Here is a 23,034-nt window from a genome sequence, read left to right as displayed (position 1 = left end):
CCGCACGCTCCATAACACCACCCGAAAGTAGCCAGATGCCAAGCTTCGCCCAGAACCTCGAGAAAACGCTTCACACGGCGATCGACTCCGCGCGCGAGCGACGGCACGAGTACGCTACGCTCGAGCACTTGCTGCTGGCGCTGGTAGCGGACGACGACGCGGCCGAAGTGATGGCCGCATGCGGGGTCGACATCGAAGAGCTGACCGGCGTGGTGAAGCAATATCTCGACCAGGAATATCAGTCGTTGCAGACCGAGGAAGTCGGCGAGCCGCAACCCACGGCGGGTTTCCAGCGGGTGATTCAGCGCGCGATCCTGCATGTCCAGTCCTCGGGTAAGGACACGGTTACCGGCGCCAATGTGCTGGTAGCGCTATTTTCCGAGCGCGATTCCTATGCCGTCTATTTCCTGCAACAGCAGGACATGAGCCGGTTGGACGCGGTCAGCTTCATCAGTCACGGCATCGGCAAAGGCGGCAAGCAACTTGAAAGTCGCGCGCCGCAAGGCTCCGAAGAAGCGCAGACGGAGGAAAAGGGCGGAGACAGCAAGGGCAAGGAAACCGCGCTTGACCAGTTCACCGTCAATCTCAACAAGAAGGCCGAAGACGGCAAGATCGACCCGCTGATCGGACGCGGCCCCGAGGTCGACCGCACGGTCCAGATCCTGTGCCGCCGGTCGAAGAACAATCCGCTTTATGTTGGTGATCCCGGCGTCGGCAAGACCGCAATCGCGGAAGGGCTGGCGCGCAAGATCATCGAAGGCGATGTGCCCGAAGTGCTCGAGGATGCGGTGATCTACTCGCTCGACATGGGCGCGCTGCTAGCAGGCACGCGCTATCGCGGCGATTTCGAGGAACGGCTGAAGCAGGTCGTCTCCGAACTGGAAAAGATGCCCGACGCGGTCTTGTTCATCGACGAAATCCACACCGTGATCGGTGCTGGCGCCACCAGCGGCGGGGCGATGGACGCTTCGAACCTTCTCAAGCCAGCGCTGTCAGGCGGGTCGATCCGCTGCATCGGATCGACCACCTACAAGGAGTTCCGCAACCATTTCGAGAAGGACCGTGCGCTGTTGCGGCGGTTCCAGAAGATCGACGTCAACGAGCCGACGATCGACGATACGATCAAGATCCTCAAAGGCCTCAAGAGCGCCTTCGAAGAGCATCACAAAGTCAAATACACCTTCGATGCGCTCAAGACTGCGGTCGAGCTGTCGGCCCGCTACATCAACGATCGCAAGCTGCCCGACAAGGCGATCGACGTGGTCGACGAGGTCGGCGCGATGCAGATGCTGGTCCCGCCCAGCCGCCGCAAGAAGAAGATCACCGCGCGTGAAATCGAACAGGTCATCGCGACCATGGCGCGTATCCCTCCCAAGTCCGTCAGCAAGGACGACAAGAAGGCCCTCGAGAACCTCGAGCGCGATCTGAAGCATGTAGTGTTCGGGCAGGACCCGGCGGTGAAGAAGCTGTCGACCGCGATGAAGCTGTCACGCGCGGGGCTTCGCGACCCGGACAAGCCGATCGGCTCGTTCCTGTTCAGCGGCCCGACCGGCGTCGGCAAGACCGAGGTGGCACGCCAGCTCGCCAGCATCATGGGGATCGAGCTCAAGCGGTTCGACATGTCCGAATACATGGAGCGCCATTCGGTCAGCCGCCTGATCGGCGCACCTCCGGGTTATGTCGGCTACGACCAGGGCGGCCTGCTGACCGATGCCATCGACCAGAACCCGCATTGCGTCCTTCTGCTCGACGAGATCGAGAAGGCGCATCCCGACCTGTTCAACATCCTGTTGCAGGTGATGGATAATGGTCGCCTGACCGACCATCATGGCAAGACGGTCGATTTCCGCAATGTGGTGCTGGTCATGACCACCAATGCAGGCGCCGCCGATATGGCGAGCCAAGGCATTGGCTTTGGCGATGTGTCGAAGGAGGATGCGAGCGAGGATGCGGTGAAGCGCATGTTTACTCCCGAGTTCCGCAACCGCCTCGATGCGATCGTGCCATTCAGCTATCTCGGGAAAGACACCGTCGCCCGCGTGGTCGACAAGTTCATCCTCCAGCTCGAACTGCAACTGGCCGAGCAGAATGTCGACATCCAGTTCGACAAGGCATCGCGCGAATGGCTCGCCGACAAGGGCTATGACCGTCTCTACGGCGCGCGGCCGATGGGCCGGTTGCTCCAGGAAAAGATCAAGCAGCCGCTGGCAGAGGAATTGCTGTTCGGCAAACTCTCCGGTGGCGGCGAGGTGCAGGTCAGCATCAAGGACGGCAAGCCCGCCTTCGAACTGACGCCCGCCCCGCCCAAGGCCAAGCCCAAGCGCAAGCCGGCCAAGAAAAAGCCGGCGGCGAAGAAGCCTGAAACTGGCGCAGCCGATGGTCCGGAAACCAAGGACGAAGGCGAGAGCTAATCATCAGCAAACGACTTTACGGGGCGCGAACTGGAAACGGTTCGCGCCCCGTCTCGTTGAAGGCGTAATGCGCGCACCCTTTTCCTGGATCCGGCCCGAACCGTGGGGCATTCACGTGGTCCCCGCCGATGCCTGGATCGATCCGGGCAAGGCGGTGGACCGCGCGCTCGTCACCCACGGCCACGCCGACCATGCGCGCGGTGGCCATGGAGAAACCGTGGCGACACCGGAAACCCTGGCCATCATGGCGTTACGCTATCGCACCGGGATCGAGGATCAGCACGGCGAGATGCCCTCCAAAGCCACTCCTGTTGCTTATGGCGAAACGATTCGTCTGAAGGGCGGGGTCGATGCGACATATATCCCTGCCGGCCACGTACTAGGCAGCGCTCAAATCCTGCTCGAACATGCTGGCGAGCGCGTGGTCGTAACCGGAGACTACAAGCGCCGGGCCGATCCGACCTGCCCGCCTTTCGAAGTTACCCCGTGCGACATCTTCATCACCGAGGCGACGTTCGGCCTGCCGGTCTTCACCCATCCCCCGATCGAGGAAGAGATGGCCAAACTGCTCGAGCGGCTGGACGCCCATCCAGAGCGCTGCGTCCTGGTCGGCGCCTATGCGCTGGGCAAGGCGCAACGGGTGATCGCAGAGCTGCGCCGCGCCGGCCACACGAAGCCGATCTATCTCCACGGCGCGATGGAAAGAATGTGCCGCCTGTATGAGGATCACGGCGTCGATCTGGGCGAATTGCGGCTGGTGAGTGACGCCAAGAAGGACGACATACGCGGCCACATCGTAGTCAGCCCGCCCTCCGCGCTCAATGATCGCTGGAGCCGCCGCCTGCCCGAGCCGATCACAGCCATGGCCAGCGGCTGGATGCGGGTGCGCCAGCGGGCGCGGCAGCGCAATGTTGAATTGCCGCTGGTTATCTCTGATCATGCCGATTGGGGCGAACTGACGCGCACGATCGAGGAAGTCGACCCGCACGAGACATGGATCACCCATGGCCGCGAGGAAGCTCTGCTGCGCTGGCACCAGCTGCATCAGCGCCGCGCCCGTGCGCTGGCGCTGGTCGGGCGCGAGGACGAGGACGAATAGGGTGGAGGAGTTTGCCGCCCTGATCGACGCGCTGGTCTATACCCGTAGCCGCAACGAGAAGCTGCGACTGATCGCCGAATATCTGCGCACTACCGCGACGGAAGATCGCGGCTGGGCGCTCGCAGCGCTGACCAACAGCCTCGACTTTCCTGCCGTCAAGAGTTCGGCCGTGCGCACGATATTGCAGGAGCGGATTGATCCTGTGCTGTGGGCGCTAAGCCGCGATTTCGTCGGCGATACGGCGGAGACCGCCAGCCTGCTCTGGCCAGAACCGGACGGCGAACGCAGCGCCGCGCCGAGCGTCAGCGAAGCGGTGGCTGAACTTGACACCCTGACGCGCAAGTCGGTCCTGACGGAACTGCCCCGCCTGTTCGACCGACTCGACCCGCCCGGGCGCTACGCCCTGATCAAGATTGCCACCGGCGCGATGCGGATCGGCATTTCCAGCCGGCTCGCCAAGGTGGCCTTTGCGCAAGCCTTCGATGTCGAAGTAGAGGAGGTCGAGGAATACTGGCACGGCCTCGCGCCGCCCTATGACGAGCTGTTCGCCTGGGCCGCCGACGGGGCCGACCCGCCCGATATCGAGAACCTGCCGACCTTTCGCCCCTTCATGCTCGCCCATCCTCTCGAAGAGACAGTCGTCTCATTATCCGAGTATGCCGCCGAGTGGAAATGGGATGGTATCCGGGTCCAACTCGTACATGCCGGAGGCGAAACGCGGGTCTATTCGCGTTCGGGCGACGATATCAGCGCGACCTTCCCCGAAATGCTCGATGCGCTGACCATTCCCGCCGTACTCGACGGCGAGTTGCTTGTGCGCGGCTCAGCACAGGGCGGCCCCGAGAATGCCGATACACAGGGTGGGGCGGCCAGTTTCAATGCGCTGCAGCAGCGGCTCGGCCGCAAGACCGTTTCTAAGAAGATGCTGCGCGAGGCGCCCGCCTTCGTGCGGTTATATGACGCGCTGATTGTGGAGGGCGAGGATCTGCGCCAACTTCCATGGGAAGACCGGCGGGCACGGCTCGAAGCCTTCCTGCCGCGTCTGCCCGACAGCCGTTTCGACCTCAGCGCTCTCGTCGATGCGCGCGATTTCAACCACCTCGCCGAAATCCGCGAAGGCACCCGTGACGCCGCCATCGAAGGGCTGATGCTCAAGCGCCGCGACAGTTCCTATATCGCCGGCCGCAAGACCGGTTTGTGGTACAAGTGGAAGCGCGATCCGCTGCTGATCGATTGCGTGCTCATGTATGCCCAGCGCGGCAGCGGCAAGAGATCCAGCTTCTTTTCTGATTACACTTTCGGCTGCTGGGACGGCGATCCTGACGAAGGGGCCGAATTGCTACCCGTGGGCAAGGCCTATTCCGGCTTCACCGACGAGGAACTGAAAAAGATCGACCGTCACGTGCGGCAAAACACCATCAACAGGTTCGGACCCGTGCGCGAAGTCGAGCGAACGCTGGTCTTCGAAGTCGCCTTCGACAGTGTGCACGAGAGCAAACGACACAAGTCGGGCCTCGCCATGCGTTTCCCGCGCATCCACCGGATTCGCTGGGACAAGCCGCCGCACGAAGCTGATCGCATAGAAGCACTGAAGGCGCTGATCCGCGATTGAATCCCGGGGCCCCGGGCGACTATAGCCAGCCAGTGCATCGCTACGATCCAGCCCGGCGACGATTGGCCATTTGCCTCGCGGCGCTCGCGGGATATGTCGATGCGGTCGGCTTCGTCGAAGCAGGTGGCTATTTCGTATCGTTCATGTCGGGAAACACCACCCGGCTCGGAGTGGACCTTGCGAGCAATCTCTCCGCTGCCTTGCTTCCGCTGGGGCTGATTGGCAGTTTCACATTCGGAGCCTTCGTTGGTGCCCTTCTGTGCGAGAGCCGACCAAAACGCCGCAAGACGATTGCGCTCGGCTCGGCCGCTATTCTCTTGGTGCTGTCCAACGTGCTGCTTGTGGCCCTCCCCGGGCTATGTTTTCTGGGCGCCTGCGCGATGGCCATGGGGGCGCTCAACAATGCGTTCAGCCGCGAGGGTGAGGTGCAGATCGGGGTCACTTATCTGAACGGCGCACTGGTGCGACTTGCCCAGGGGTTGGCGCTGAGGGTTCGGGGCCAGGACGCAAGCCGGCACGGCGGCTATGGTGCGCTCTGGCTCGGGCTAGCCGCCGGATCGCTCGCCGGCGCCGCGAGCTTCGCCATCGGTGACAGCATTGGCTTGCAGCTTGCCGCCGTCGGGGCCCTTGCCTTGTTCCTGATTGCCTGGCGGATCGAGCGCAGCGCAAACTAGCTCGCCGTTTGCAGCCGTGACTCGCGCATTGTGGCGCAGCGCTGGCGTAGCTTAGTTTTCAGGCGCGCCTTCGCCGGCAGCCTCCACTGCGGCCTTATGAGCGCGGCCATTCTCGACGTAATGCGCAACGCCTGCGCGCATTCCGGCAACGGCGGCATCGTTGAGGTCGCGCAGTGGCTTGGCAGGGCGCCCGGCCCACAGGCTGCGCGGCTCCATCACCTTGCCCTCGGTCAGCATTGCGCCAGCTGCCAGCATGGCGTCACTCCCGATCACTGCCTTGTTCATGGCGATGGCGCCAAGGCCGACAAAGCCGCGATCCTCAATCACGCAACCGTGGACCATCGCCATGTGTCCGATCAGCACGTCGTCCCCGATCAGCAGCGGAGACCCGTCGGGGTCGCCGGGCCGTTCGGGATCGCAATGCAGCACGCTGCCGTCCTGCACATTGCTGCGTTCGCCGATCACGATGCGGCTGACATCGGCCCGGAGCACGCAATTGTACCAGACGGAGGAATCAGCTCCGATGGTGACGTCACCGATGATGGTGCAGCCGGGCGCGATGAAGGCACTGTCATGGATCTGCGGGCGCTTGCCGTGGATCTCCACAATGCGGACGCCAGGATGGTGGGGCGAAAATTCCATGGTCATTGGGTGGTCTCCCATCGCTCGCGCGAGAGCGCGTACTGGATCGTCGGATTGTCTTCAGGGGCATAGGCCGGGTCATCGAAATCGAGGTCAGTGCGGCGGACCATGCCGAGCTTTTCCATCAATCGCCAACTTGGCGCGTTTCGCTCGCCGGTCAGGGCTACAAGGAGGGGCACGTCGTGGCGAGCGAAAGCCCAGTCGATAATTGCGCGCATCGCCTCCTCGGCGTAACCGCGGCGCCAGCGGTCCTCGCGCACCAGCCAGCCGATTTCATGGTCGCCCTTGTTAGGCGCATTGGGATGATCGACCAGCTTCATCCCGGCATGCCCGACCAGATCGCCGGTGGTTTTCTCGATCGCCATCATGAAACCGAAGCCCGATTGTGCAAACGACGCCATCGACCTGGCGTGCTTGGCCTCGATCTCGTGCAGTTCCTTGACCCCGCCGAGGTGCTCCATCACGGCCGGCGTATTGAGAAATCGGTCCTGCAAAGCGGCATCGCCTTCCTCGATCCGGCGCAGCAGCAGTCGGTCGGTTTCGATAACGATATCAGCCACACTGCGCCTCCCACTTAGAGCGGTCGATGGAATAGACGATGATGACCGGGTTCTCCTGATCGAAATCGGCATTGGCGAAGTCGAGATCCTCGCGCCGCTCCATTCCGAGACGAATCATCAGGCCCCAACTCGGCACATTACGCTCCACCGTCAGCGCGATCACCTCGTCTGCTCCAAAGCGCTCGAAAGCCAGGTCGAGCGAGGCCTGTGCCGCTTCCCTGGCATATCCCTGCCCCCAGGCATCCTGCCGTAGACGCCAGCCGACTTCCATCATGCCCATCGGCCCGCCAGCCTGGTTCGAGCGCTTGAGCCCGCAAAAGCCGAGAATGGCGCTATCGCTCTTGCGCTCGACCGCCCAGAAAGTGTGGCCGCGCTCGGCGCGGTAGGACAGCAACCGCTGCTGCGCTGCCAGTCGCTTGGTCTTGTCGCAAACACCGCCAAGCCAGCGCATAACCTCGGGTGTGTTGGTACCCTCCCAGAATCGTGGCCAATCCTCCTCGCGCCAGTCGCGCAAGATCAGCCGCTCGGTCGCGTGGCGAAAATCAGCCATTGAGAAGGCGGGCGGCGACGGGCGCATGGTAGGTCAGCACTCCGCTGCACCCGGCGCGCTTGAACGCGATCAGTTTTTCCATCAGCAGCGTGTCGCGATCGCCAACGCCGGCTGCGGCACCGGCCTCTATTAGCGCGTATTCGCCGCTGACCTGGTAAGCAAAGACCGGTACTCCAAACGCCTCTTTCGCGCGCCAGATGATATCGAGATAGGCAAGCCCGGGCTTGACCATCACGCTGTCGGCCCCCTCGTCGATATCCATGGCGATTTCGCGAAGAGCCTCGTCGGCGTTGGCCGGGTCCATCTGGTAGCTACGCTTGTCGCCCTTGAGCAGCCCGCCGCTACCGACCGCATCGCGGAACGGTCCATAGAAGGCGGAGGCGTATTTGGCGGCATAGGCCATGATCTGGACATTGGGATGCTCGCCCATTTCCAGCGCCATCCGGATCGCCTTGACCCGTCCGTCCATCATATCCGAAGGGGCAATGATGTCGGCCCCGGCCTCGGCCTGGTTGATCGCCTGATCGACCAGCACGGCGACCGTATCGTCATTTACGACATAACCGGACTGGTCGAGCAGCCCGTCCTGCCCGTGGCTGGTATAGGGATCGAGAGCGACGTCGGTGAGGATGCCGATATCGCTGCCACAGGCATCGCGTACCGCCTTGATCGCACGGCACATCAAATTATCGGGATTGGTCGCCTCGCGCCCGTCCTCGCTGCGCAGGTCCGGCGGAGTGTTGGGAAACAGCGCGATGCACGGAATGCCGAGCGATATCGCCTCTTTGGCCCGCGCGACAATCCCGTCGACCGACCAGCGCGACACGCCGGGCAAGCTGGCGACCGGGTCCTCGGCGTCATTGCCATCGATCACGAACAGCGGCCAGATCAGGTCAGCCGTGGTCAGCACCGTCTCGCGGTGCATCGCACGGCTCCACGCAGTCGCGCGGGTGCGGCGGAGGCGGGTATGGGGATAGCTGGCAGTCATGGACAGCCTGTTGCCGCATCCACGGGCCAGGCGCAATCGCTAGCCGCCGACGCGGGTCGGACGCCGCACGGCAAGCTTGTCGATCTCGCGCTCGGGTTCGACATTTTCTTCAGGTCGCGGAACCAGGTCTTCCAGCGCAGATCCTGCCGCGATCCCCTGCAACTGAGCCAGGGTCGAACGGAAGCTGTTGAGTTCGGAACCCGAAAGCTGCGCGCGCGTGACATACTGCACCGAAGCCGGATTGATCGCCCGGCCGCCGCGATACATCTCGTAATGCAGGTGCGGGCCGGTCGAGAGGCCGGTGGAGCCGACATAGCCGATGATCTGGCCGCGCTGGACGCTCTGTCCGCGGCGCACCGCCATCCGACTCATGTGGCAATAGCGGGTCTGCAGGCCGGCAGAATGCTGCAGCCGGACCGCGATTCCGCAACCACCCATGCGCCCCGCACCGAGGACCTGGCCATCTGTCACCGCGCGGATCGGCGTGCCATATCCGGCCCGGTAATCGAGGCCCGAGTGCATCCTGCGATAACCGAGAATCGGATGACGGCGCATGCCGAAGGCCGAACTGGTTGAGCCGGGCACGGGCTGCATCAGTCCGCTGCGTTGCTCGCCGACGCCCGAAGCTTCGTAGAAGCGCCCCTCTTTGCCCCAGCGCATCAGTTGCGTGGCTGGTTTGCCGCCACGTTCGACCCCCGCGAACAACAGGTCGCCCGCCTGTCGCTCGCCGGTCGCGGCACGACGGTAGGAGACGACCATGTCGAAAGTGTCATCGGCGCGCAGGGCGCGGTCAAGATCTGTATGATCGCCCAGCGCCTTGAGATATTGCTGCACGGCGCTGGCCGGCGCGCCAGCGGCGCGGGCCGAGCGATAAAGACTGCTGCCGACCTTGCCGCGAATGCGCAGTGGCGTGTCGTCGACGCGGATCGGCTTTCGCAGAAGCGAGAGGCGGCCGTCAGCGCCCCGTTCGATGGCCAGGGCCAGATCGAAACGGGCGCGGAACTCCATCGCTTCGAGCGGACGTGTCGCACCTGCCGCGGTCCTGCGACCAAGGGTGATGTCGACCTGTGTGCCGGGCTCGATATCCGAAACGGCAATGCTGCGAGCGACCAGTTCGGACACCCGCTCGGCATCGTCACGGCCGACCCCGGCGCGGCGCAGCATGCGGTCAAAGCCGTCACCTTGTGCCAGCGTTGCCACCAGTTGGACCTGCGGGCGTTCGGGAGCAGCTGGAAGTTGCTCGACCAGCGCGGATGCACCCATGCGGCTGCCACTGTCGCCGCCAAGCGCCAACGGCTGGATCGCCTGGCTGCGCAGTTCTTCAAGCGCAGCATCGTCATATTGAACGGCCGGCGCGGCTTCCAGCGGCGAAAGGCTTGGCCATAGTGATATCGCCGCGGCCGACAGGCCGATCAGCGTCGCCATCCCGCGCAGCCAGCGGGGGCTGCCGATATCCTCGGCAAGGTCGGGTGCCAGATCGAGGCGGTCGAGCCTCTCGCTCGTTTCGAAGCGCCAGGCATGGAATCTTTCGCGCAGGTTATGGGCGCGCTGGACAATGCGCTGCTGGCCCTGCGGCCCGCCTCCCGGCCGATCGTGCTCGATCACCTGGGCGTGCGACAGGGTTGCGGCGCGCGGGTTGCCGCCATTGCCGTCACCGGTCTGATAGCCGGCCACTGTCTGTATGCGCGCCTGATACAAGGCGGCCTCCTGCAATTTTCGGAGCTTTCGGCATTTCTGCCACGAGCGACCCGTCCCGCTCCGTTACTGCCTCAGACATGTGCCGGATTAAAGTTAACACCGCTTTAAGTCGCGGCGAGCCGAGTCCCCTGTGCGATGAATGCACCCGATTTGCACCAAAACCGTGCATGCTTGCAGCGGGCGAGCGGCAATGGCAGTGCTGAGGCGTGACCGAAAGTACCATCCGGGCGGTCCTTGGGCCCACCAACACTGGCAAGACCCATCTCGCGATTGAGCGCATGTGCGGCCATTCGAGCGGAGCGATCGGCTTCCCGCTGCGGCTGCTGGCACGCGAGGTCTATGACCGGGTGGTCGCAATCAAGGGCGAAAAAGCGGTCGCACTGATCACCGGCGAAGAGCGCATCGAGCCGCCGCAGGCCCGCTATTTCCTGTGCACCGCCGAGGCCATGCCGCGCGATGGCGGCGGCCACGCCTTCGTCGCATTGGATGAAGCGCAACTCGCCGCCGACCGCGAGCGCGGCCATATCTTCACCGACCGCTTGCTTCATGCCCGGGGGCGCGAGGAGACCATGATGCTCGGTGCCTCGACCCTCGAGCCGGTGCTGCGCTCGCTGGTCCCGCAGGCGCATATCGAGACCCGGCCGCGCTTTTCGACGCTGACGCACATCGGCGCACGCAAGTTGTCGCGCCTGCCGCCGCGCAGCGCCATTGTCGGCTTCAGCGCGGAAGCTGTCTATACCGTGGCCGAGATGCTGCGCCGGTTCCGCGGCGGGGCGGCGGTGGTGATGGGCGCATTGAGCCCGGAGACGCGCAACCGGCAGGTCGAGTTGTTCCAGTCGGGCGAGGTCGATTATATCGTCGCCACCGACGCCATCGGCATGGGTCTCAACCTCGACGTCAACCACGTTGCCTTTGCTTCGCTGAGCAAGTTCGACGGCATACGGCAGCGCCGCTTGTTGCCGGCCGAAATGGGGCAGATCGCGGGGCGCGCCGGACGACACCAGAAGGATGGCACTTTCGGTACGCTCGCCGGAGGCCGCGGTCCGGTTCCCGAGCTGACCGAGGAAGAGGTCTATGCAATCGAGGAGCACCGCTTCGCGCCACTGACCCAGCTGTTCTGGCGCGAACCCGAACCGCGTTTCGACACCATCGCTACCCTCGTCGCCGATCTCGAGAGCACTCCGGGGGAGCGCGAATTGCGCGGTGCGCCCGAGGCGATCGACCTAGCCGTGCTCAAGAAGCTCGCCGGTGAACCACTGGCCGCCGAAATTCACGGACCCGGGCAGGTACGCCGGTTCTGGGAAGCCTGTTCGCTGCCCGATTTCCGGCAAACGGGCGCCGATACCCACGCACGCTTCGTGGCCCGGTTGTGGCAGGACTTGCGCGGCGGATACCTGGGGGCGGACTATGCCGCGGCGCGGATCGCCGAGCTCGACAATATGCAAGGCGACATTGCCACGCTACAAGGAAGGATCGCCGCGATCCGCAGCTGGGCCTATATCTGCCAGCGGCCCGACTGGGTGCTGGCACGGGACGAAATGGCTGCACGCGCTCGCGGCGTCGAGGCGAGGCTGTCGGACGCGCTCCATGCGCGCCTGACCGAACGATTTGTCAATCGAAGGACCGCAATCCTGATGAAGAACCTGGGCAACGATCCAAACTTGCTGCCGGTCGCGCTGGAAGAGGACGGCATGCTGACGGTGGAAGGCGAAGCCATTGGAACCGTCACGGGATTTCGCTTCGCCGTCGATGCCACCGCCCATGTGGCTGATCGCAAAATGCTGCTTTCTGCGGCAGAGAAGGCCTTGCCACGCATCCTAGCCGCACAGGCCAAGAATCTGCGTGAGAGGGGGCTTGATGACCTTACGCTCGAGCGGGGAGCTATTCGGTGGGGCAAACAGGTGTTGGCAATCTTGAAACGCGGTCCATCGGTTCTCGAACCACAGATTATCCCCGAACGCGATCTCGACCGGATAGAGGATGGAGAGCGGACACGCTTTGTGGAGGCGCTGGCGACCTGGGCGAAGGAAAGGCTCGCGCCTTTGCAGCCGTTGGCAAAGCTCGAACAGGCGTCGGTCGATCCGGCGGCGGGATCGCAGACACGGGCGCTGCTGCTTAACCTGATTGCAGGCCATGGCGTAGTTGCCCGCGAGGAGGCTGGAATCCAGCACCTGCCCAAGGAGATGCGCCCCTTCCTGCGCCGGCTGGGGGTGGTGTTCGGTGCACTCGACGTGTTCGCCCCCGCCTCGCTCAAGCCCGCTGCACGCCGGGCGCTGCACGATGCAGGCTTCGACCGCCGCCCACTCGAAGAGGCCATGCGCTCGGTTCTACCGGGTACGCGGCAAGTCCCGGCAGGCTATCGTCCGGCGGGCGACCAGCTGGTGCGGGTCGACGTGGCAGAGAAAATCGTCCGGGCAGCGCACGAGGCACGCAGTGCGAAAGCCGAAGCGCGCAGCGTGGCGATCGATCCGGCGCTGGCGATCTCTACCGGGCTTAGCCAGGCCAGTTTCGAACGATTGCTCGGTGCGGCCGGCTTTAGGCTCCGGCGGGCCCGGCCATTAGCGGACGGCGTGTCTGGACCGCCTGCACCCGATCGCTGGAGTTGGCGTCCCGGCACAGCTGGCGGGCGCAGAGCTCCGCGTGGCAAAGCTGCTGCGTCCAGCAAGGGCGTGAACAAGGGCAAGGGTCAGGGCAAGCACCCGGGTCGCGGGCCGCAGCGGCCCAAGCCGGATGGCCCGGTCGAAGGCAATCCCTTCGCTGACTTGGCCAAGCTCGTGCGCTGATGCGGTTGGACCTAGCGCTGTGTCGGTTGCGCATCGCCAGGACCCGCAGCCTAGCCCGCACTCTGATCGAGGCTGGCCACTTGCGCATCAATGGCGATCGGACTGCCCAGCCGAGTCGTGCGGTTGTGCCCGGCGATGTTCTCACCATCCCGCGCCAGCTCGATGTGCTGGTCATTGAAATCCTCGCCCTTCCGACGCGGCGCGGACCGCCGTCGGAAGCGCAAAGCTGCTATCGGGTGCTTGACCCGAAGGAACAAAGCGCACTAGCGGAGGGTTCACGGACCGTATTCAAGGGGAACCACGCACCATGACCTACGTCGTCACCGACGCCTGCATCAAATGCAAATATACCGACTGCGTCGAGGTCTGTCCGGTCGATTGCTTCTATGAGGGCGAGAACATGCTCGTCATCAACCCCAGCGAATGCATCGATTGCGGCGTGTGCGAACCCGAATGCCCGGCCGAAGCGATCCTGCCCGACACCGAGGACGGCCTCGAGAAATGGCTCGAGATCAACACCAAGTTATCGGCCGAATGGCCCAATATCACGCAAAAGAAAGAGCCGCCCGAAGACGCCGACGAGCACAAGGGCGAGGAAGACAAGTACCAGAAGTACTTCACTGCCGAAGCCGGCGAAGGCGACTAGAGCCTGGCCGCTGCAGTCTGTAGCTAAAGCGGGGTTCAACGCGCCTTCGATCAGTTGGCGCTGGCTTTTCTGCCCATGGCTTGGTCGCCGAAGTGCGGCGATAAACGCCCGCGCCAGCACGATATAATCTGCCCTTGGGTGGATTTGCGCCGCGACTGGCAATTTTATTGCGAATCTGCTATATAAATGACCAACCGCCGGCGCGCTTCAGCTCCGCCGGTGGCAGAATCCGGAAAGGCAGGGTCGCACTCCCTCGACAATCTGGCCGTCTACCGGGCGTATCCCGCCCCGGCTTGATTGTTCGCACGACCCCGCTTTTTGAACGAAAGGACAATTCATGGCAGCCAAGGCCCTCGCCTTCGACGTTGGCGACTACGTTGTATACCCCAAGCACGGTGTCGGCCGTGTGATCGAGCTTCAGAATGAAGAAATCGCCGGCATGCAGCTCGAACTCTACGTCTTGCGGTTTGAAAAAGAGCGCATGACGCTCCGCGTACCGGTCAACAAGGTCGAGGCGATCGGCATGCGCAAGCTTTCGAGCGACAAGGCGCTCAAGGAAGCGATGGAAACGCTCAAGGGAAAGCCCAAGGTGAAGCGCACCATGTGGAGCCGCCGGGCACAGGAATACGAAGCCAAGATCAATTCCGGCGAGATCGTGCTGATCGCAGAAGTGACGCGCGACCTGTTCCGTCCCGACGACCAGCCCGAGCAGAGCTATTCCGAACGCCAGATCTTCGAGGCTGCTTCCAGCCGCCTCGCCCGCGAATTGGCGGCGATGGAGAAGACCGACGAAGCGACGGCTCTCGAAAAAATCCTCGACGTGCTGCGCGAACATGCGCCGCAATATTACGAGAATTCCGAAGACGCCTGACCCGGCAGTTGGAAGAAAGATACAAGGGGCCGCTCCAGCGATGGGGCGGCCCCTTTTTCGTACCCCCGCAGGACTTGCAACGACCGTATCGGTGTATTATAGCGACAATACACGTTGCTCGGAGGGATGCATGCTGAACCAACTTTTTAAGAAGCTCTTGCCGTTCGCCGCCATGGGCCTAGCGGTCACCGGCTGTGACGGAATGGATATCTCGATTAGCGGTTCGGAAGGCGTACCCCTCGCCGAACTTGACACCGGTGGCCCAGCACCAACCGGCATCGTGATAGCTGGCGCAGACACGGTCGTGATCACTGAAGGAGAGACCCTCTCGATTGATGTTGAGGGCGACCAGGATATCGTCGATTCCATGCGCTTCACTCTTGAGGACGAGACGCTTGGCATCATGCGTGAGCAGAATTCCTGGAAACGCGATGGCACGGCTATCGTGCGCGTGACCATGCCCTTGCCGAAAAAGGTCGTTGTCGCTGGCTCGGGCAAGGTTGATCTGCCCGGACTGGGCAACAAGGCCGAAGTCACAATTGCTGGTTCAGGCAGCGCCATGGCGGGCAATATTGCCGTCGACTCGCTGGATTTGACGGTTGCCGGCTCGGGCGATTTCGAGACAGCAGGCACTGCCAGACGGCTTGACCTCACCATTGCCGGGTCGGGCACAGCCAAGATGGCTGGATTGCAGGTCGAAGCCGCGGAAATCGCGGTGGCTGGCTCGGGCGATGCACAATTCGCTTCCGACGGCACAGTCGAAGCCAATGTCGCCGGCTCGGGCAATATCACGGTCACCGGGAGCGCAACCTGCACGATCAAGTCGATGGGCTCCGGTTCGCTGACCTGCAAAGCTGCCGAGGCCGCTGCTGGTCCGTCGACGGGCCAGCCAGCCGGCGATGGTGACGGGGGCGAAGCAACTGAAAGCTAGCACATTCATGGATTGCTAACCGTGTTCCGGCTAGTGCTGGGGGCTCGAAGCTAGGAGCCCTCCATGCGTATCGCCCACCTTGTCCTGCTCGGTGCTGCCAGCCTCACCTTGCAGGGCTGCCTCGCCAAGACCGCTTTCGATGTGGCGACCGCGCCAGTGCGGATCGTCAGCAAGGGCGTGGATCTCGCGACGACCAGCCAATCCGAGGCCGACGAGAAACGGGGGCGCGAGCTGCGGAAGCGCGAGGAGCGGGTTGGCAAGCTTGATCGGCGCTACAAGAAACAGCGCAAGGACTGCCTCGATGGCGAGCGCGGGGCCTGTGACGATGCCCGCCGGACCTACGAAGAAATGCAGGTTCTGGTGCGCTCGCTCCCGGCCGAATCAGCAGACGGCGAGGATTGATCAGGCCGCAGCGCGGCGCAGGCGATCGTTGATCGCCACCCCCAGCCCCTCATTCGGGATCGGAGCGACCGCAATACGCGGCAAACCAGCGTCCGCACCTGCGTGTAGACCGGCATAAAGCCGCGCAGCAGCCTCTGCCAGGTCCCCGTGCCGGGATAGTGACCAGTCTCCCTCTACGTTACCGAATCCAAGCAAGAACTCTCCTTCCCTTGCCGTCTTCGCGTCCAGCCGCACGGGCTTGCCCGGCGCGTAATGCCGTTCAAGTTGTCCCGGCGCCTCGATACCGGAACGAGCCGAGGCCGGCGGCGAACCGAGCACTTCGGTAATAGCCTCCTGGCCAACCGGCCCCGCGCGCAACAGGTTCCAGCTTCCATCAGGACGCAGCGCTACTATGGTCGATTCCAGCCCGCGCTGCGTGGCGCCTGCATCGATAATGGCATCGATCCGCCCACCCAATGTCTTGAGAACATGGTCCGCGTTGGTTGGGCTGACGGTCTCGCTGGCATTGGCCGATGGAGCGGCCACTGGTCCGTCGAGCGTCCGCAACAGCGATTGCATTGTCGGATGGTCGGGCACGCGCACTGCCAGCGTCGGCAGCCCGGCGGTTACCGCACCGGCCAGACCGGCATCGTCGCGCAGCGGCAAGACCAGCGTGAGGGGGCCGGGCCAGAAGTGCGCAGCCAGCGTCTCTGCTCGTCCATCCACCCTCGCCAGCCGCGCCGCGGCAGCCAGATCGGCAACATGGACTATCAGCGGATTGAAGCTCGGCCGCCCCTTGGCGGCATAGATCCGCGCCACCGCTTCGGCATTGTCGGCCCTCGCGGCGAGTCCGTAGACCGTCTCGGTCGGCACAGCGATCAGTCCTCCACGTTGGAGAATCTCAGCCGCGCGAGCGATTCCGGCCCCATCGGGCGCCAGCGTTTCCGTAGCGTTCTTGCCGGTCATGCCAGCGCGCTATATCTGATGCGACGACTTTCCAAGCCACTTCGCAGCTCAAGGACCCATCCCAGTGACCCCCTACACCCCGGCCACCCAGGACCAGTTGCTCGCCATTCGTGCCAATGCCGGCATCGAGGAGCTGGCCCGAAGCGAGCGATTTTCCGCTGCAGAGTCCGATATGGTCGAGGCCATTGTCGAGGGCGTAGGTCAATTCGCAGCCGGGGAATGGGCCCCGCTTAACCGGGTCGGCGACCTTGAAGGCGCCAGGCTGGAAAACGGCGTCGTCCGCCTACCTGACGGTTTCGCCGAAGCCTATGGGCATTATGTCGAGCAGGGCTGGAACGCCATCGCCTCCCCAGCTGAATTTGGCGGACAGGGCCTGCCCTTCACGCTCGCCTGTAACGTGCTCGAGAACCTCGGCACCGCCAACATGGCCTTCAATCTGCTGCCGATGCTTTCGGTCGGGGCCATCGAGGCACTCGAACACCACGGCAACGAAGTGCAACAGGCCAAATACCTGCCCCGGCTGGTGAGCGGCGAATGGTCGGGCACCATGAACCTGACCGAGCCGCAGGCTGGCAGTGATGTCGGCGCTTTGAGAGCCACCGCTATGCCCATCGAAGATGGCGAACATGCGGGCAAATATCGCATCAAGGGCCAGAAGATCTACATCACCTGGGGCGATCACGAGCTGGCGAAGAACATCATCCACCTCGTGCTGGCCCGTACCCCCGGTGCGCCCGAGGGAACCCGTGGTATCTCGCTGTTCGTGGTGCCCAAATACCATGTCCTGGACGATGGCTCGCTGGGGCAGCGCAATGATCTGCGCACGGTCAGCCTCGAGCATAAGCTGGGCATCAATGCCTCGCCTACCTGTGTGATGAGCTATGGCGACAATGATGAATGCATCGGCGAACTGGTGGGGGCCGAAAATCGCGGCCTGGTGGCGATGTTCACGATGATGAACAACGCCCGCATCAACGTTGGCAACCAAGGTGTACAGATCGGCGAACGCGCCACCCAGCAAGCGGTGCATTATGCTGCAGAGCGGATTCAGTCAGCACGCGCCGGTTCGCCGGACAAGGCTCCGGTGGCGATCATCGAACATCCCGACGTGCGCCGTATGCTGCTGCGGATGAAGGCGCTGACAGAGGGGGCGCGGGCACTGCTCTATTACACCGCAGGGCAGGTCGATCGCGGCTCCCTGGGCGATGAAGCGGCGCACGCACGCGGCGAGATATTGACCCCGATGATCAAGGCCTGGGGAACCGATATCGGCATCGAAGTCGCGAGTATCGGCGTCCAGGTCCACGGCGGGATGGGGTTCATCGAGGAAACTGGGGCCGCGCAGCATTACCGCGATGCCCGGATCGCACCGATTTACGAAGGCACCAACGGCATCCAGGCGGCAGACCTCGTTATCCGCAAGCTGGGACTGGAAGACGGTGCGGCGCTGATCGGCCTGTTCGAAGAGATTGCCCGCGACGCTGCCGACGAACCGGCGCTGTTCGCGCTGGCAGGTGACTGCGCAGCCATCGCCCGCTGGATGCGCGAAGACGCCAGCCTCGATGATCGGCTCGCCGGCAGTGTCCCCTTCACCACCATGTGCGCGGTGGCCGTGGCCGGTTGGCATTTAATGAGACAGCTTTCCGCGATAGAAGGCGGCGCGGCACCTTCATTGGCCCAGACCAAGCCCGTCACGGTGCGCTTCTTCCTTGACCGGATCGTGGCCGAGGCGAGCGGGCTCAAAGCTTCGGCCATCGGCGGAGCGGACTTGCTCTACGCGCTTGATTCACAACGGCTGACAGGCTGAGTTGCGGTGCAGTGACCGACCAGGGAGACCCCCTTGCCCGGATCGCGGACGCGCTCGAACGGCTTGTCTCCGAGCATTGCGGACAGGCTAGGGAACCGGTCGATTGGCTCTTCCCGCCAGCCTATGTCTGGTCCGGCCAACGCGCCCGCAGCATCGAAACTATCGACGCGCCCCCGCTATCCTGTTTTCGCGGCATTGATCGGCAGCGCGACGCCGTCGTCGCCAATATCGAGCGGCTCTCGGCGGGTCATGCCGCGCATGACATGTTGCTATGGGGCGCGCGCGGAATGGGCAAGTCGGCGCTGATCCGCTCGGCCGTAGAGGAAGCGCAGGCACAGGGCGGGGGGCTCGGGCTGGTGCAGCTTGGGGTCGGCGCGCTGGCGGACTTGCCTGGGCTGTTTCATCACCTCGGCGGCATCGATCGACCGTTTCTGCTGTTTATCGACGACCTTGCCTTTGCCGAGGACGATACGCTGGGACCGCGAGTCTTGAGGAGTTGGCTCGAAGGCGGGGTTGAGGCACGACCTGCAAATACACGCTTGGCTGTGACCACCAACCGCCGCTCGATTCTGCCGCGGCAGGCGGGCGAAGCGGAAGCTGCCCTGCACGAACGGGACATGGTCGACGACAAGCTCGCGCTGGCCGATCGGTTTGGCATGGTTCTCGGTTTCCACCCATGCAGCGAGCTGGTCTATCTCGACATCGTGGCCGCCCATGCCGACCCGCTGGGGCTCGAATATGATGACAGCGAGGCGCTCGAATGGGCGATGCATCGCGGTGCGCGTTCAGGCCGCACGGCATGGCAGTTTGTCACCGAACTGGCCGGACGCGCCGGGCGAGAACTTTAAGGCAATTGCGGTCTACTGCCCCTGCGGGCTGGATTGGCGGGCATAGTCCTCGCGAAACCGGGCCCGCGGGTCGCCATCTAGCGAATCGCGCGCCGGCAGACTGGTTGTCTGGTAGCGCGGCGGCGCCGCCACCGGCTTCGCCCCCGTTGCCACCACTCGCCAGATGATACCGGCGGTATCGTCGCTGACGAGGAGTGAGCCGTCGCCTGCCCATTCGACCCAGGTCGGGCGACCACGGGTAGTGCCGTCATCCTGAAGGAACCCGGTCAGCAAAGGCACTGGCAATCCTTCCGGATTGCCGCGTTCGTCGAATGCAACATAGACCACGTCATAGCCCGACGGCGGCTTGCGGTTCCACGAGCCATGCCGGGCGATAAATGCGCCGCGGCCGAATTTTTCGCCCATCAAGTTGCCCTCGCCGCTGAAAGCGAGGCCGAGAGCGGCCACGTGCGGCCCCAGCGCATATTCTGGGCGACGGGTATATTCGACCAAGAACTCGGGACGCCTCGCCTTGACCCTGGCGTCCAGCGTGTCGCCCCAATAGACCCATGGCCAGCCATATTGTGACCCGGCAGGAACATTGGTGAGATAGTCGGGCACGAGGTCCGAACCGAGCATGTCGCGTTCGTTCACCGTGGTCCACAACTCACCCGACATCGGGTTCCAGTCGAGACCATTGGGATTGCGCAATCCGACCGCGAATTGCCGGGAAGCGCCGGTTTCCAGATTATACTCCCAGATCATGGCACGGCCTTCTTCGACCTCCATACCCTGCTCGCCGATATTGGAGACCGAGCCGACCGCGACGTAAAGCTTGCTGCCATCAGGGCTCAGCTTGATATTGCGCATCCAGTGTCCGCCGCCCGGCGGCAGGTCCATCAGCTTGCGCGCGTCGCCCGCGACGCTGGTGGCCCCCAACTCGTAGTCGAATGAAAGCAGTGCATCGTGATTGGCAATGTAGAGCTTGCCATCGGCCCAGGCGATGCCCGAGGGAGAAACGAGATCGTCACGCACGGTACGGCGGATTTCCGCCCGCCCGTCGCCGTCGTTATCGCGCAGCAGCACCAGTTCATTGGCCGATTCGCCGGCAGCGCCGGCTTGCGCGAACAGGAACCCGGCGATGAAATTGCGGATCGCGCCCATGATCGAGTCGTCACCACCCTCGCTCGCCGGGGCGCGGGTCAGGGTGACAAGAACATCGCCATTGGGGAGCGTGTGAATCACGCGCGGGTGGTCGAGGTCTTCGGCAAAGCGAACCACTTCGAGGCCCTCGGCTGCGTCAGGTGTCGCGCCATCTTCCCACCCGACCGGCTTGGCGATCTTGACCGTGGGGAAGGATTCTTCCTGCGGCTCCGACAGTGTTGGATCGGTACCCGTTACCGCCTCCACCGACAGGTCGGCAGTGTCGCCGCGGGTCAGCCAATAGCCGATGGCCCCCAGCAGCAAAGTGATTACCATAAGGGCGATAAGGAGTTTCTTGATCCAGTTCATGCACGCAGGGATAGGCGAGCTATCGGCGCGCTACAAATGATTTGCACGCCTGGCCCTGGCAGACGCTTGCACATTACCGGCCAGCGCGTAGATCGCTGCCACGATGTATGATTTTGCCCCCGACACGACACTTGCGCCCGACGAGCGGTACCGGCAGCTGGCCGCTGCCGCCCAATCGCTGACCGATGGTGAGCCCGATGCAATCGCGAACATGGCCAATCTCGCGGCGTTGATCTGGGAATTCGTCCCCGGCCTCAACTGGGCCGGATTTTACCGCGTGGTGGGCGGTGAGCTGGTGCTCGGCCCGTTTGTCGGGCGGCCAGCATGTATCCGTATCCCGATGGGGCAAGGCGTGTGCGGGACTGCGGCTGAAACCGGAACGACCCAGCGCATCGAGGATGTCCACGCCTTCCCTGGCCATATCGCTTGTGACAATGCCAGTCGCTCCGAACTGGTGGTGCCCGTTACCCGCAACGGCGAGGTTGTCGCGGTGATCGACCTCGATTCGCCTGAACTGGCGCGCTTCGCCGAAGCAGATGCCACGGGGATAGAGCAATTGGCCCGGCGCATCGCCGACCGCATCTAACAACCGGGCGTTCGCGCTGACCGGTAAGTCGCGTTAGCTGACTTTCTGACCCGTAACGGGACAAAGCCGCCCGATATCGTGACACGGCGGCTGCTTATGGTAACTTTTCTCTTAACGCCGTGGAGTCGCGCACCCTTTTGTGCGGTCCGATGGCCCGAAAGAGGAAACTGCGATGTCGAGAGCCCTGCCACGCCTGATTGCCGCATCCGGAGTTGCCGCCGGAGCCATGATTGCCGCCACGCCGGCACTCGCCCAGCAGATGAGCTACGAACAGCGGGTCTACGACAACGCCAAGCCGGTGATTGTGGCTCAGCCGGAGACGGTGTTCGTGCGCAATCCCGTGGTGCAGGCAACGCCGACGGTTGAGGCGCATACGCCTTACGAAAGCGTCCCGGTCGAGCAAGCCTACGAGGTTGAATACACTCAGCCGGTGTCAGCCGCCATGCCGTCAGCATCGCACGCGCCTGAGAGCCATCACCATGCGCAATCCGCGCAGCAGGCGCACCACTCGCACCAGGCCTACCCGCAGCATGGCCATCCACAGCAGGGCTATCAGCAGGGCAGCTATGCCCAGCCACAACATCCCCAATATGCCAGCGGTCATGGCTATCCTCCGATGCCGCCGGTGGTCGACCGTGATGCCTGGATAGCCGATTGCCGCGCCTATTTGCGTGATCGGCGGCGGCAGGCAGACCGCGGTGCCGTGGGCGGAGGACTGCTCGGCGCAGTTGCGGGCGGCGTGATCGGCAACCGGGTCGCCGATGGCGAGCGGCTTGGCGGAACGCTAATCGGGGCTGGCGTGGGGGGCCTTGTCGGGCTGTTTATCGGCCAGGCTATCGCGCTCGCTGGCGGTGACGGTACCAAGCGGGACTGCAAGCGGTGGCTGCGGACCTACGAAGACAGCTACGCCAATGGCGGCGTCTGGCCCGGTTATGGCCAGGTCTGGCAGCCCTACCCGCAAGGGTGGAACGGCTGGCAAGGCAATTGGCAAAGTGGCTGGCACACAGGTTGGCAAGGTGGCGGCTGGCAGCAGTCGTGGGGCTGGAGCGGCGCCTATGTCGTGGTCCCGCAAACCACGGTGGTGGTCCATCACCAGGCAATGGTGCCGGTGGTGCGCGAAGTCGTGACCGAGGAATGGGTCGAGGTCGAAAAGACCCACCATGCCAAGCCCAAGCCCCATTACCATCCGGAACCCAAACCCAAGGCGAAGGTCCGCTACATCAAGAGCAAGGCCAAGCCGGCTAAATATATCAAGGGAAAATAAGGGTTTACGCTTGACGCCTTGGCGTCATCCTGGGCGAGGGCTGGTCCATTTGGTAGCGCCCCCCTCCCATGCCGGGACAATTCGAGGTCTGCGCAAATTCTTTAGCCCGAAATTAACCATGGGCTGCGATATCGCAGCGTGTGAAGGAACTGTTTTCAACTGCTCAGGTTCGTCGCGAACCTGCCACCCCGACCTTGCTCGGTAGCGATGCCGCCGCGGCGCCGCG

General features: G+C 63.6%; 21 protein-coding genes. 14 read left to right on the top strand and 7 right to left on the bottom strand.

Annotation, left to right across the window (positions count from 1 at the left end; translation table 11 throughout):
* Positions 1-35 precede the first annotated feature (35 nt).
* The 4 genes from clpA to ACXYL9_RS01950 all read left to right on the top strand — a co-directional run bounded on the left by clpA (position 36) and on the right by ACXYL9_RS01950 (position 5,796).
* On the top strand, positions 36-2,411 hold the full coding sequence (gene clpA, locus ACXYL9_RS01965; RefSeq protein ID WP_459037910.1) for an ATP-dependent Clp protease ATP-binding subunit ClpA: 2,376 nt from the start codon (positions 36-38) through the stop codon (positions 2,409-2,411).
* A 67-nt stretch (positions 2,412-2,478) separates the two neighbouring features.
* Positions 2,479-3,510, top strand: a complete 1,032-nt coding sequence (locus tag ACXYL9_RS01960) for a ligase-associated DNA damage response exonuclease (protein WP_459037909.1) — start codon at positions 2,479-2,481, stop codon at positions 3,508-3,510.
* 1 nt (position 3,511) lies between these two features.
* The gene (locus tag ACXYL9_RS01955) at positions 3,512-5,122 is read left to right on the top strand and encodes a cisplatin damage response ATP-dependent DNA ligase (RefSeq protein WP_459037908.1); all 1,611 of its coding nucleotides are present in this window, start codon (positions 3,512-3,514) and stop codon (positions 5,120-5,122) included.
* Entirely contained in the window at positions 5,119-5,796 is a 678-nt protein-coding gene (locus tag ACXYL9_RS01950; RefSeq protein ID WP_459037907.1) for a YoaK family protein, read from the top strand. The genes ACXYL9_RS01955 and ACXYL9_RS01950 overlap by 4 nt, the downstream gene beginning before the upstream one ends.
* A gap of 51 nt (positions 5,797-5,847) precedes the next feature.
* Here the strand turns inward: ACXYL9_RS01950 and ACXYL9_RS01945 are convergent, their stop codons facing one another.
* The 5 genes from ACXYL9_RS01945 to ACXYL9_RS01925 are packed head-to-tail and all read right to left on the bottom strand — an operon-like array spanning position 5,848 to position 10,234.
* The gene (locus ACXYL9_RS01945) at positions 5,848-6,444 is read right to left on the bottom strand and encodes a gamma carbonic anhydrase family protein (protein WP_459037906.1); all 597 of its coding nucleotides are present in this window, start codon (positions 6,442-6,444) and stop codon (positions 5,848-5,850) included.
* Positions 6,441-6,998: a GNAT family N-acetyltransferase gene (locus ACXYL9_RS01940; protein WP_459037905.1), complete on the bottom strand. Its 558-nt coding sequence runs from the start codon at positions 6,996-6,998 to the stop codon at positions 6,441-6,443. Before ACXYL9_RS01940 ends, ACXYL9_RS01945 begins: the two co-directional genes overlap by 4 nt.
* Positions 6,991-7,548 carry a GNAT family N-acetyltransferase gene (locus ACXYL9_RS01935; protein WP_459037904.1) on the bottom strand — a complete coding sequence of 186 codons (558 nt, stop codon included), beginning with the start codon at positions 7,546-7,548 and terminating at the stop codon, positions 6,991-6,993. Before ACXYL9_RS01935 ends, ACXYL9_RS01940 begins: the two co-directional genes overlap by 8 nt.
* Positions 7,541-8,536, bottom strand: a complete 996-nt coding sequence (gene hemB / locus ACXYL9_RS01930) for a porphobilinogen synthase (RefSeq protein ID WP_459037903.1) — start codon at positions 8,534-8,536, stop codon at positions 7,541-7,543. The genes ACXYL9_RS01935 and hemB overlap by 8 nt, the downstream gene beginning before the upstream one ends.
* Before the next feature lie 39 nt (positions 8,537-8,575).
* Complete coding sequence (locus ACXYL9_RS01925) at positions 8,576-10,234, bottom strand: peptidoglycan DD-metalloendopeptidase family protein (RefSeq protein WP_459037902.1); 1,659 nt, start codon at positions 10,232-10,234, stop codon at positions 8,576-8,578.
* A gap of 206 nt (positions 10,235-10,440) precedes the next feature.
* Between ACXYL9_RS01925 and ACXYL9_RS01920 the strand changes: the two genes are divergently transcribed.
* From ACXYL9_RS01920 to ACXYL9_RS01895, 6 genes are all read left to right on the top strand, one after another.
* Positions 10,441-13,017: a helicase-related protein gene (locus ACXYL9_RS01920; RefSeq protein WP_459037901.1), complete on the top strand. Its 2,577-nt coding sequence runs from the start codon at positions 10,441-10,443 to the stop codon at positions 13,015-13,017.
* Positions 13,017-13,328: an RNA-binding S4 domain-containing protein gene (locus tag ACXYL9_RS01915; protein WP_459037900.1), complete on the top strand. Its 312-nt coding sequence runs from the start codon at positions 13,017-13,019 to the stop codon at positions 13,326-13,328. Before ACXYL9_RS01920 ends, ACXYL9_RS01915 begins: the two co-directional genes overlap by 1 nt.
* A complete protein-coding gene (fdxA, locus tag ACXYL9_RS01910; protein ID WP_459037899.1) occupies positions 13,325-13,663 on the top strand; it encodes a ferredoxin FdxA in 339 nt (112 codons plus the stop codon). The genes ACXYL9_RS01915 and fdxA overlap by 4 nt, the downstream gene beginning before the upstream one ends.
* Positions 13,664-14,000: 337 nt before the next feature.
* Complete coding sequence (locus ACXYL9_RS01905) at positions 14,001-14,534, top strand: CarD family transcriptional regulator (protein WP_459037898.1); 534 nt, start codon at positions 14,001-14,003, stop codon at positions 14,532-14,534.
* A 130-nt stretch (positions 14,535-14,664) separates the two neighbouring features.
* Entirely contained in the window at positions 14,665-15,465 is an 801-nt protein-coding gene (locus tag ACXYL9_RS01900) for a head GIN domain-containing protein (protein ID WP_459037897.1), read from the top strand.
* Between the two features lie 63 nt (positions 15,466-15,528).
* Positions 15,529-15,867, top strand: a complete 339-nt coding sequence (locus ACXYL9_RS01895; protein ID WP_459037896.1) for a hypothetical protein — start codon at positions 15,529-15,531, stop codon at positions 15,865-15,867.
* Here ACXYL9_RS01895 and ACXYL9_RS01890 read toward each other — a convergent pair whose 3' ends face one another.
* Positions 15,868-16,812 carry an L-threonylcarbamoyladenylate synthase gene (locus tag ACXYL9_RS01890; protein WP_459037895.1) on the bottom strand — a complete coding sequence of 315 codons (945 nt, stop codon included), beginning with the start codon at positions 16,810-16,812 and terminating at the stop codon, positions 15,868-15,870.
* Between the two features lie 64 nt (positions 16,813-16,876).
* On the opposite strand from ACXYL9_RS01890, the gene ACXYL9_RS01885 reads away from it, so the two are divergent.
* Together ACXYL9_RS01885 and ACXYL9_RS01880 are read left to right on the top strand one after the other, a co-directional pair.
* A complete protein-coding gene (locus tag ACXYL9_RS01885) occupies positions 16,877-18,619 on the top strand; it encodes an acyl-CoA dehydrogenase (RefSeq protein WP_459037894.1) in 1,743 nt (580 codons plus the stop codon).
* Between the two features lie 11 nt (positions 18,620-18,630).
* Entirely contained in the window at positions 18,631-19,467 is an 837-nt protein-coding gene (locus ACXYL9_RS01880) for a DUF815 domain-containing protein (protein ID WP_459037893.1), read from the top strand.
* A 12-nt stretch (positions 19,468-19,479) separates the two neighbouring features.
* Here the strand turns inward: ACXYL9_RS01880 and ACXYL9_RS01875 are convergent, their stop codons facing one another.
* On the bottom strand, positions 19,480-20,958 hold the full coding sequence (locus tag ACXYL9_RS01875; protein WP_459037892.1) for a PQQ-dependent sugar dehydrogenase: 1,479 nt from the start codon (positions 20,956-20,958) through the stop codon (positions 19,480-19,482).
* Positions 20,959-21,061: 103 nt separating this feature from the next.
* Between ACXYL9_RS01875 and ACXYL9_RS01870 the strand changes: the two genes are divergently transcribed.
* Positions 21,062-21,544, top strand: a complete 483-nt coding sequence (locus tag ACXYL9_RS01870) for a GAF domain-containing protein (RefSeq protein WP_459037891.1) — start codon at positions 21,062-21,064, stop codon at positions 21,542-21,544.
* A 172-nt stretch (positions 21,545-21,716) separates the two neighbouring features.
* Positions 21,717-22,808, top strand: a complete 1,092-nt coding sequence (locus tag ACXYL9_RS01865) for a hypothetical protein (RefSeq protein ID WP_459037890.1) — start codon at positions 21,717-21,719, stop codon at positions 22,806-22,808.
* The last annotated feature ends 226 nt before the right edge of the window (positions 22,809-23,034 follow it).

The sequence above is a fragment of the Qipengyuania sp. CAU 1752 genome (assembly GCF_054482615.1).
The sequence above is the reverse complement of the archived record's forward strand: the minus strand, read 5'-3'. Positions and strand labels throughout refer to the sequence as shown.

Coding starts and splice junctions, on each gene's coding strand:
- ACXYL9_RS01870 (WP_459037891.1), top strand. CDS start 21,062: ATGTATGATTTTGCCCCCGACACGACACTTGCGCCCGACGAGCGGTAC.
- ACXYL9_RS01865 (WP_459037890.1), top strand. CDS start 21,717: ATGTCGAGAGCCCTGCCACGCCTGATTGCCGCATCCGGAGTTGCCGCC.
- ACXYL9_RS01895 (WP_459037896.1), top strand. CDS start 15,529: ATGCGTATCGCCCACCTTGTCCTGCTCGGTGCTGCCAGCCTCACCTTG.
- ACXYL9_RS01935 (WP_459037904.1), bottom strand. CDS start 7,548: ATGGCTGATTTTCGCCACGCGACCGAGCGGCTGATCTTGCGCGACTGG.
- ACXYL9_RS01900 (WP_459037897.1), top strand. CDS start 14,665: ATGCTGAACCAACTTTTTAAGAAGCTCTTGCCGTTCGCCGCCATGGGC.
- ACXYL9_RS01875 (WP_459037892.1), bottom strand. CDS start 20,958: ATGAACTGGATCAAGAAACTCCTTATCGCCCTTATGGTAATCACTTTG.
- clpA (WP_459037910.1), top strand. CDS start 36: ATGCCAAGCTTCGCCCAGAACCTCGAGAAAACGCTTCACACGGCGATC.
- fdxA (WP_459037899.1), top strand. CDS start 13,325: ATGACCTACGTCGTCACCGACGCCTGCATCAAATGCAAATATACCGAC.
- ACXYL9_RS01905 (WP_459037898.1), top strand. CDS start 14,001: ATGGCAGCCAAGGCCCTCGCCTTCGACGTTGGCGACTACGTTGTATAC.
- ACXYL9_RS01945 (WP_459037906.1), bottom strand. CDS start 6,444: ATGACCATGGAATTTTCGCCCCACCATCCTGGCGTCCGCATTGTGGAG.
- ACXYL9_RS01960 (WP_459037909.1), top strand. CDS start 2,479: ATGCGCGCACCCTTTTCCTGGATCCGGCCCGAACCGTGGGGCATTCAC.
- hemB (WP_459037903.1), bottom strand. CDS start 8,536: ATGACTGCCAGCTATCCCCATACCCGCCTCCGCCGCACCCGCGCGACT.
- ACXYL9_RS01915 (WP_459037900.1), top strand. CDS start 13,017: ATGCGGTTGGACCTAGCGCTGTGTCGGTTGCGCATCGCCAGGACCCGC.
- ACXYL9_RS01890 (WP_459037895.1), bottom strand. CDS start 16,812: ATGACCGGCAAGAACGCTACGGAAACGCTGGCGCCCGATGGGGCCGGA.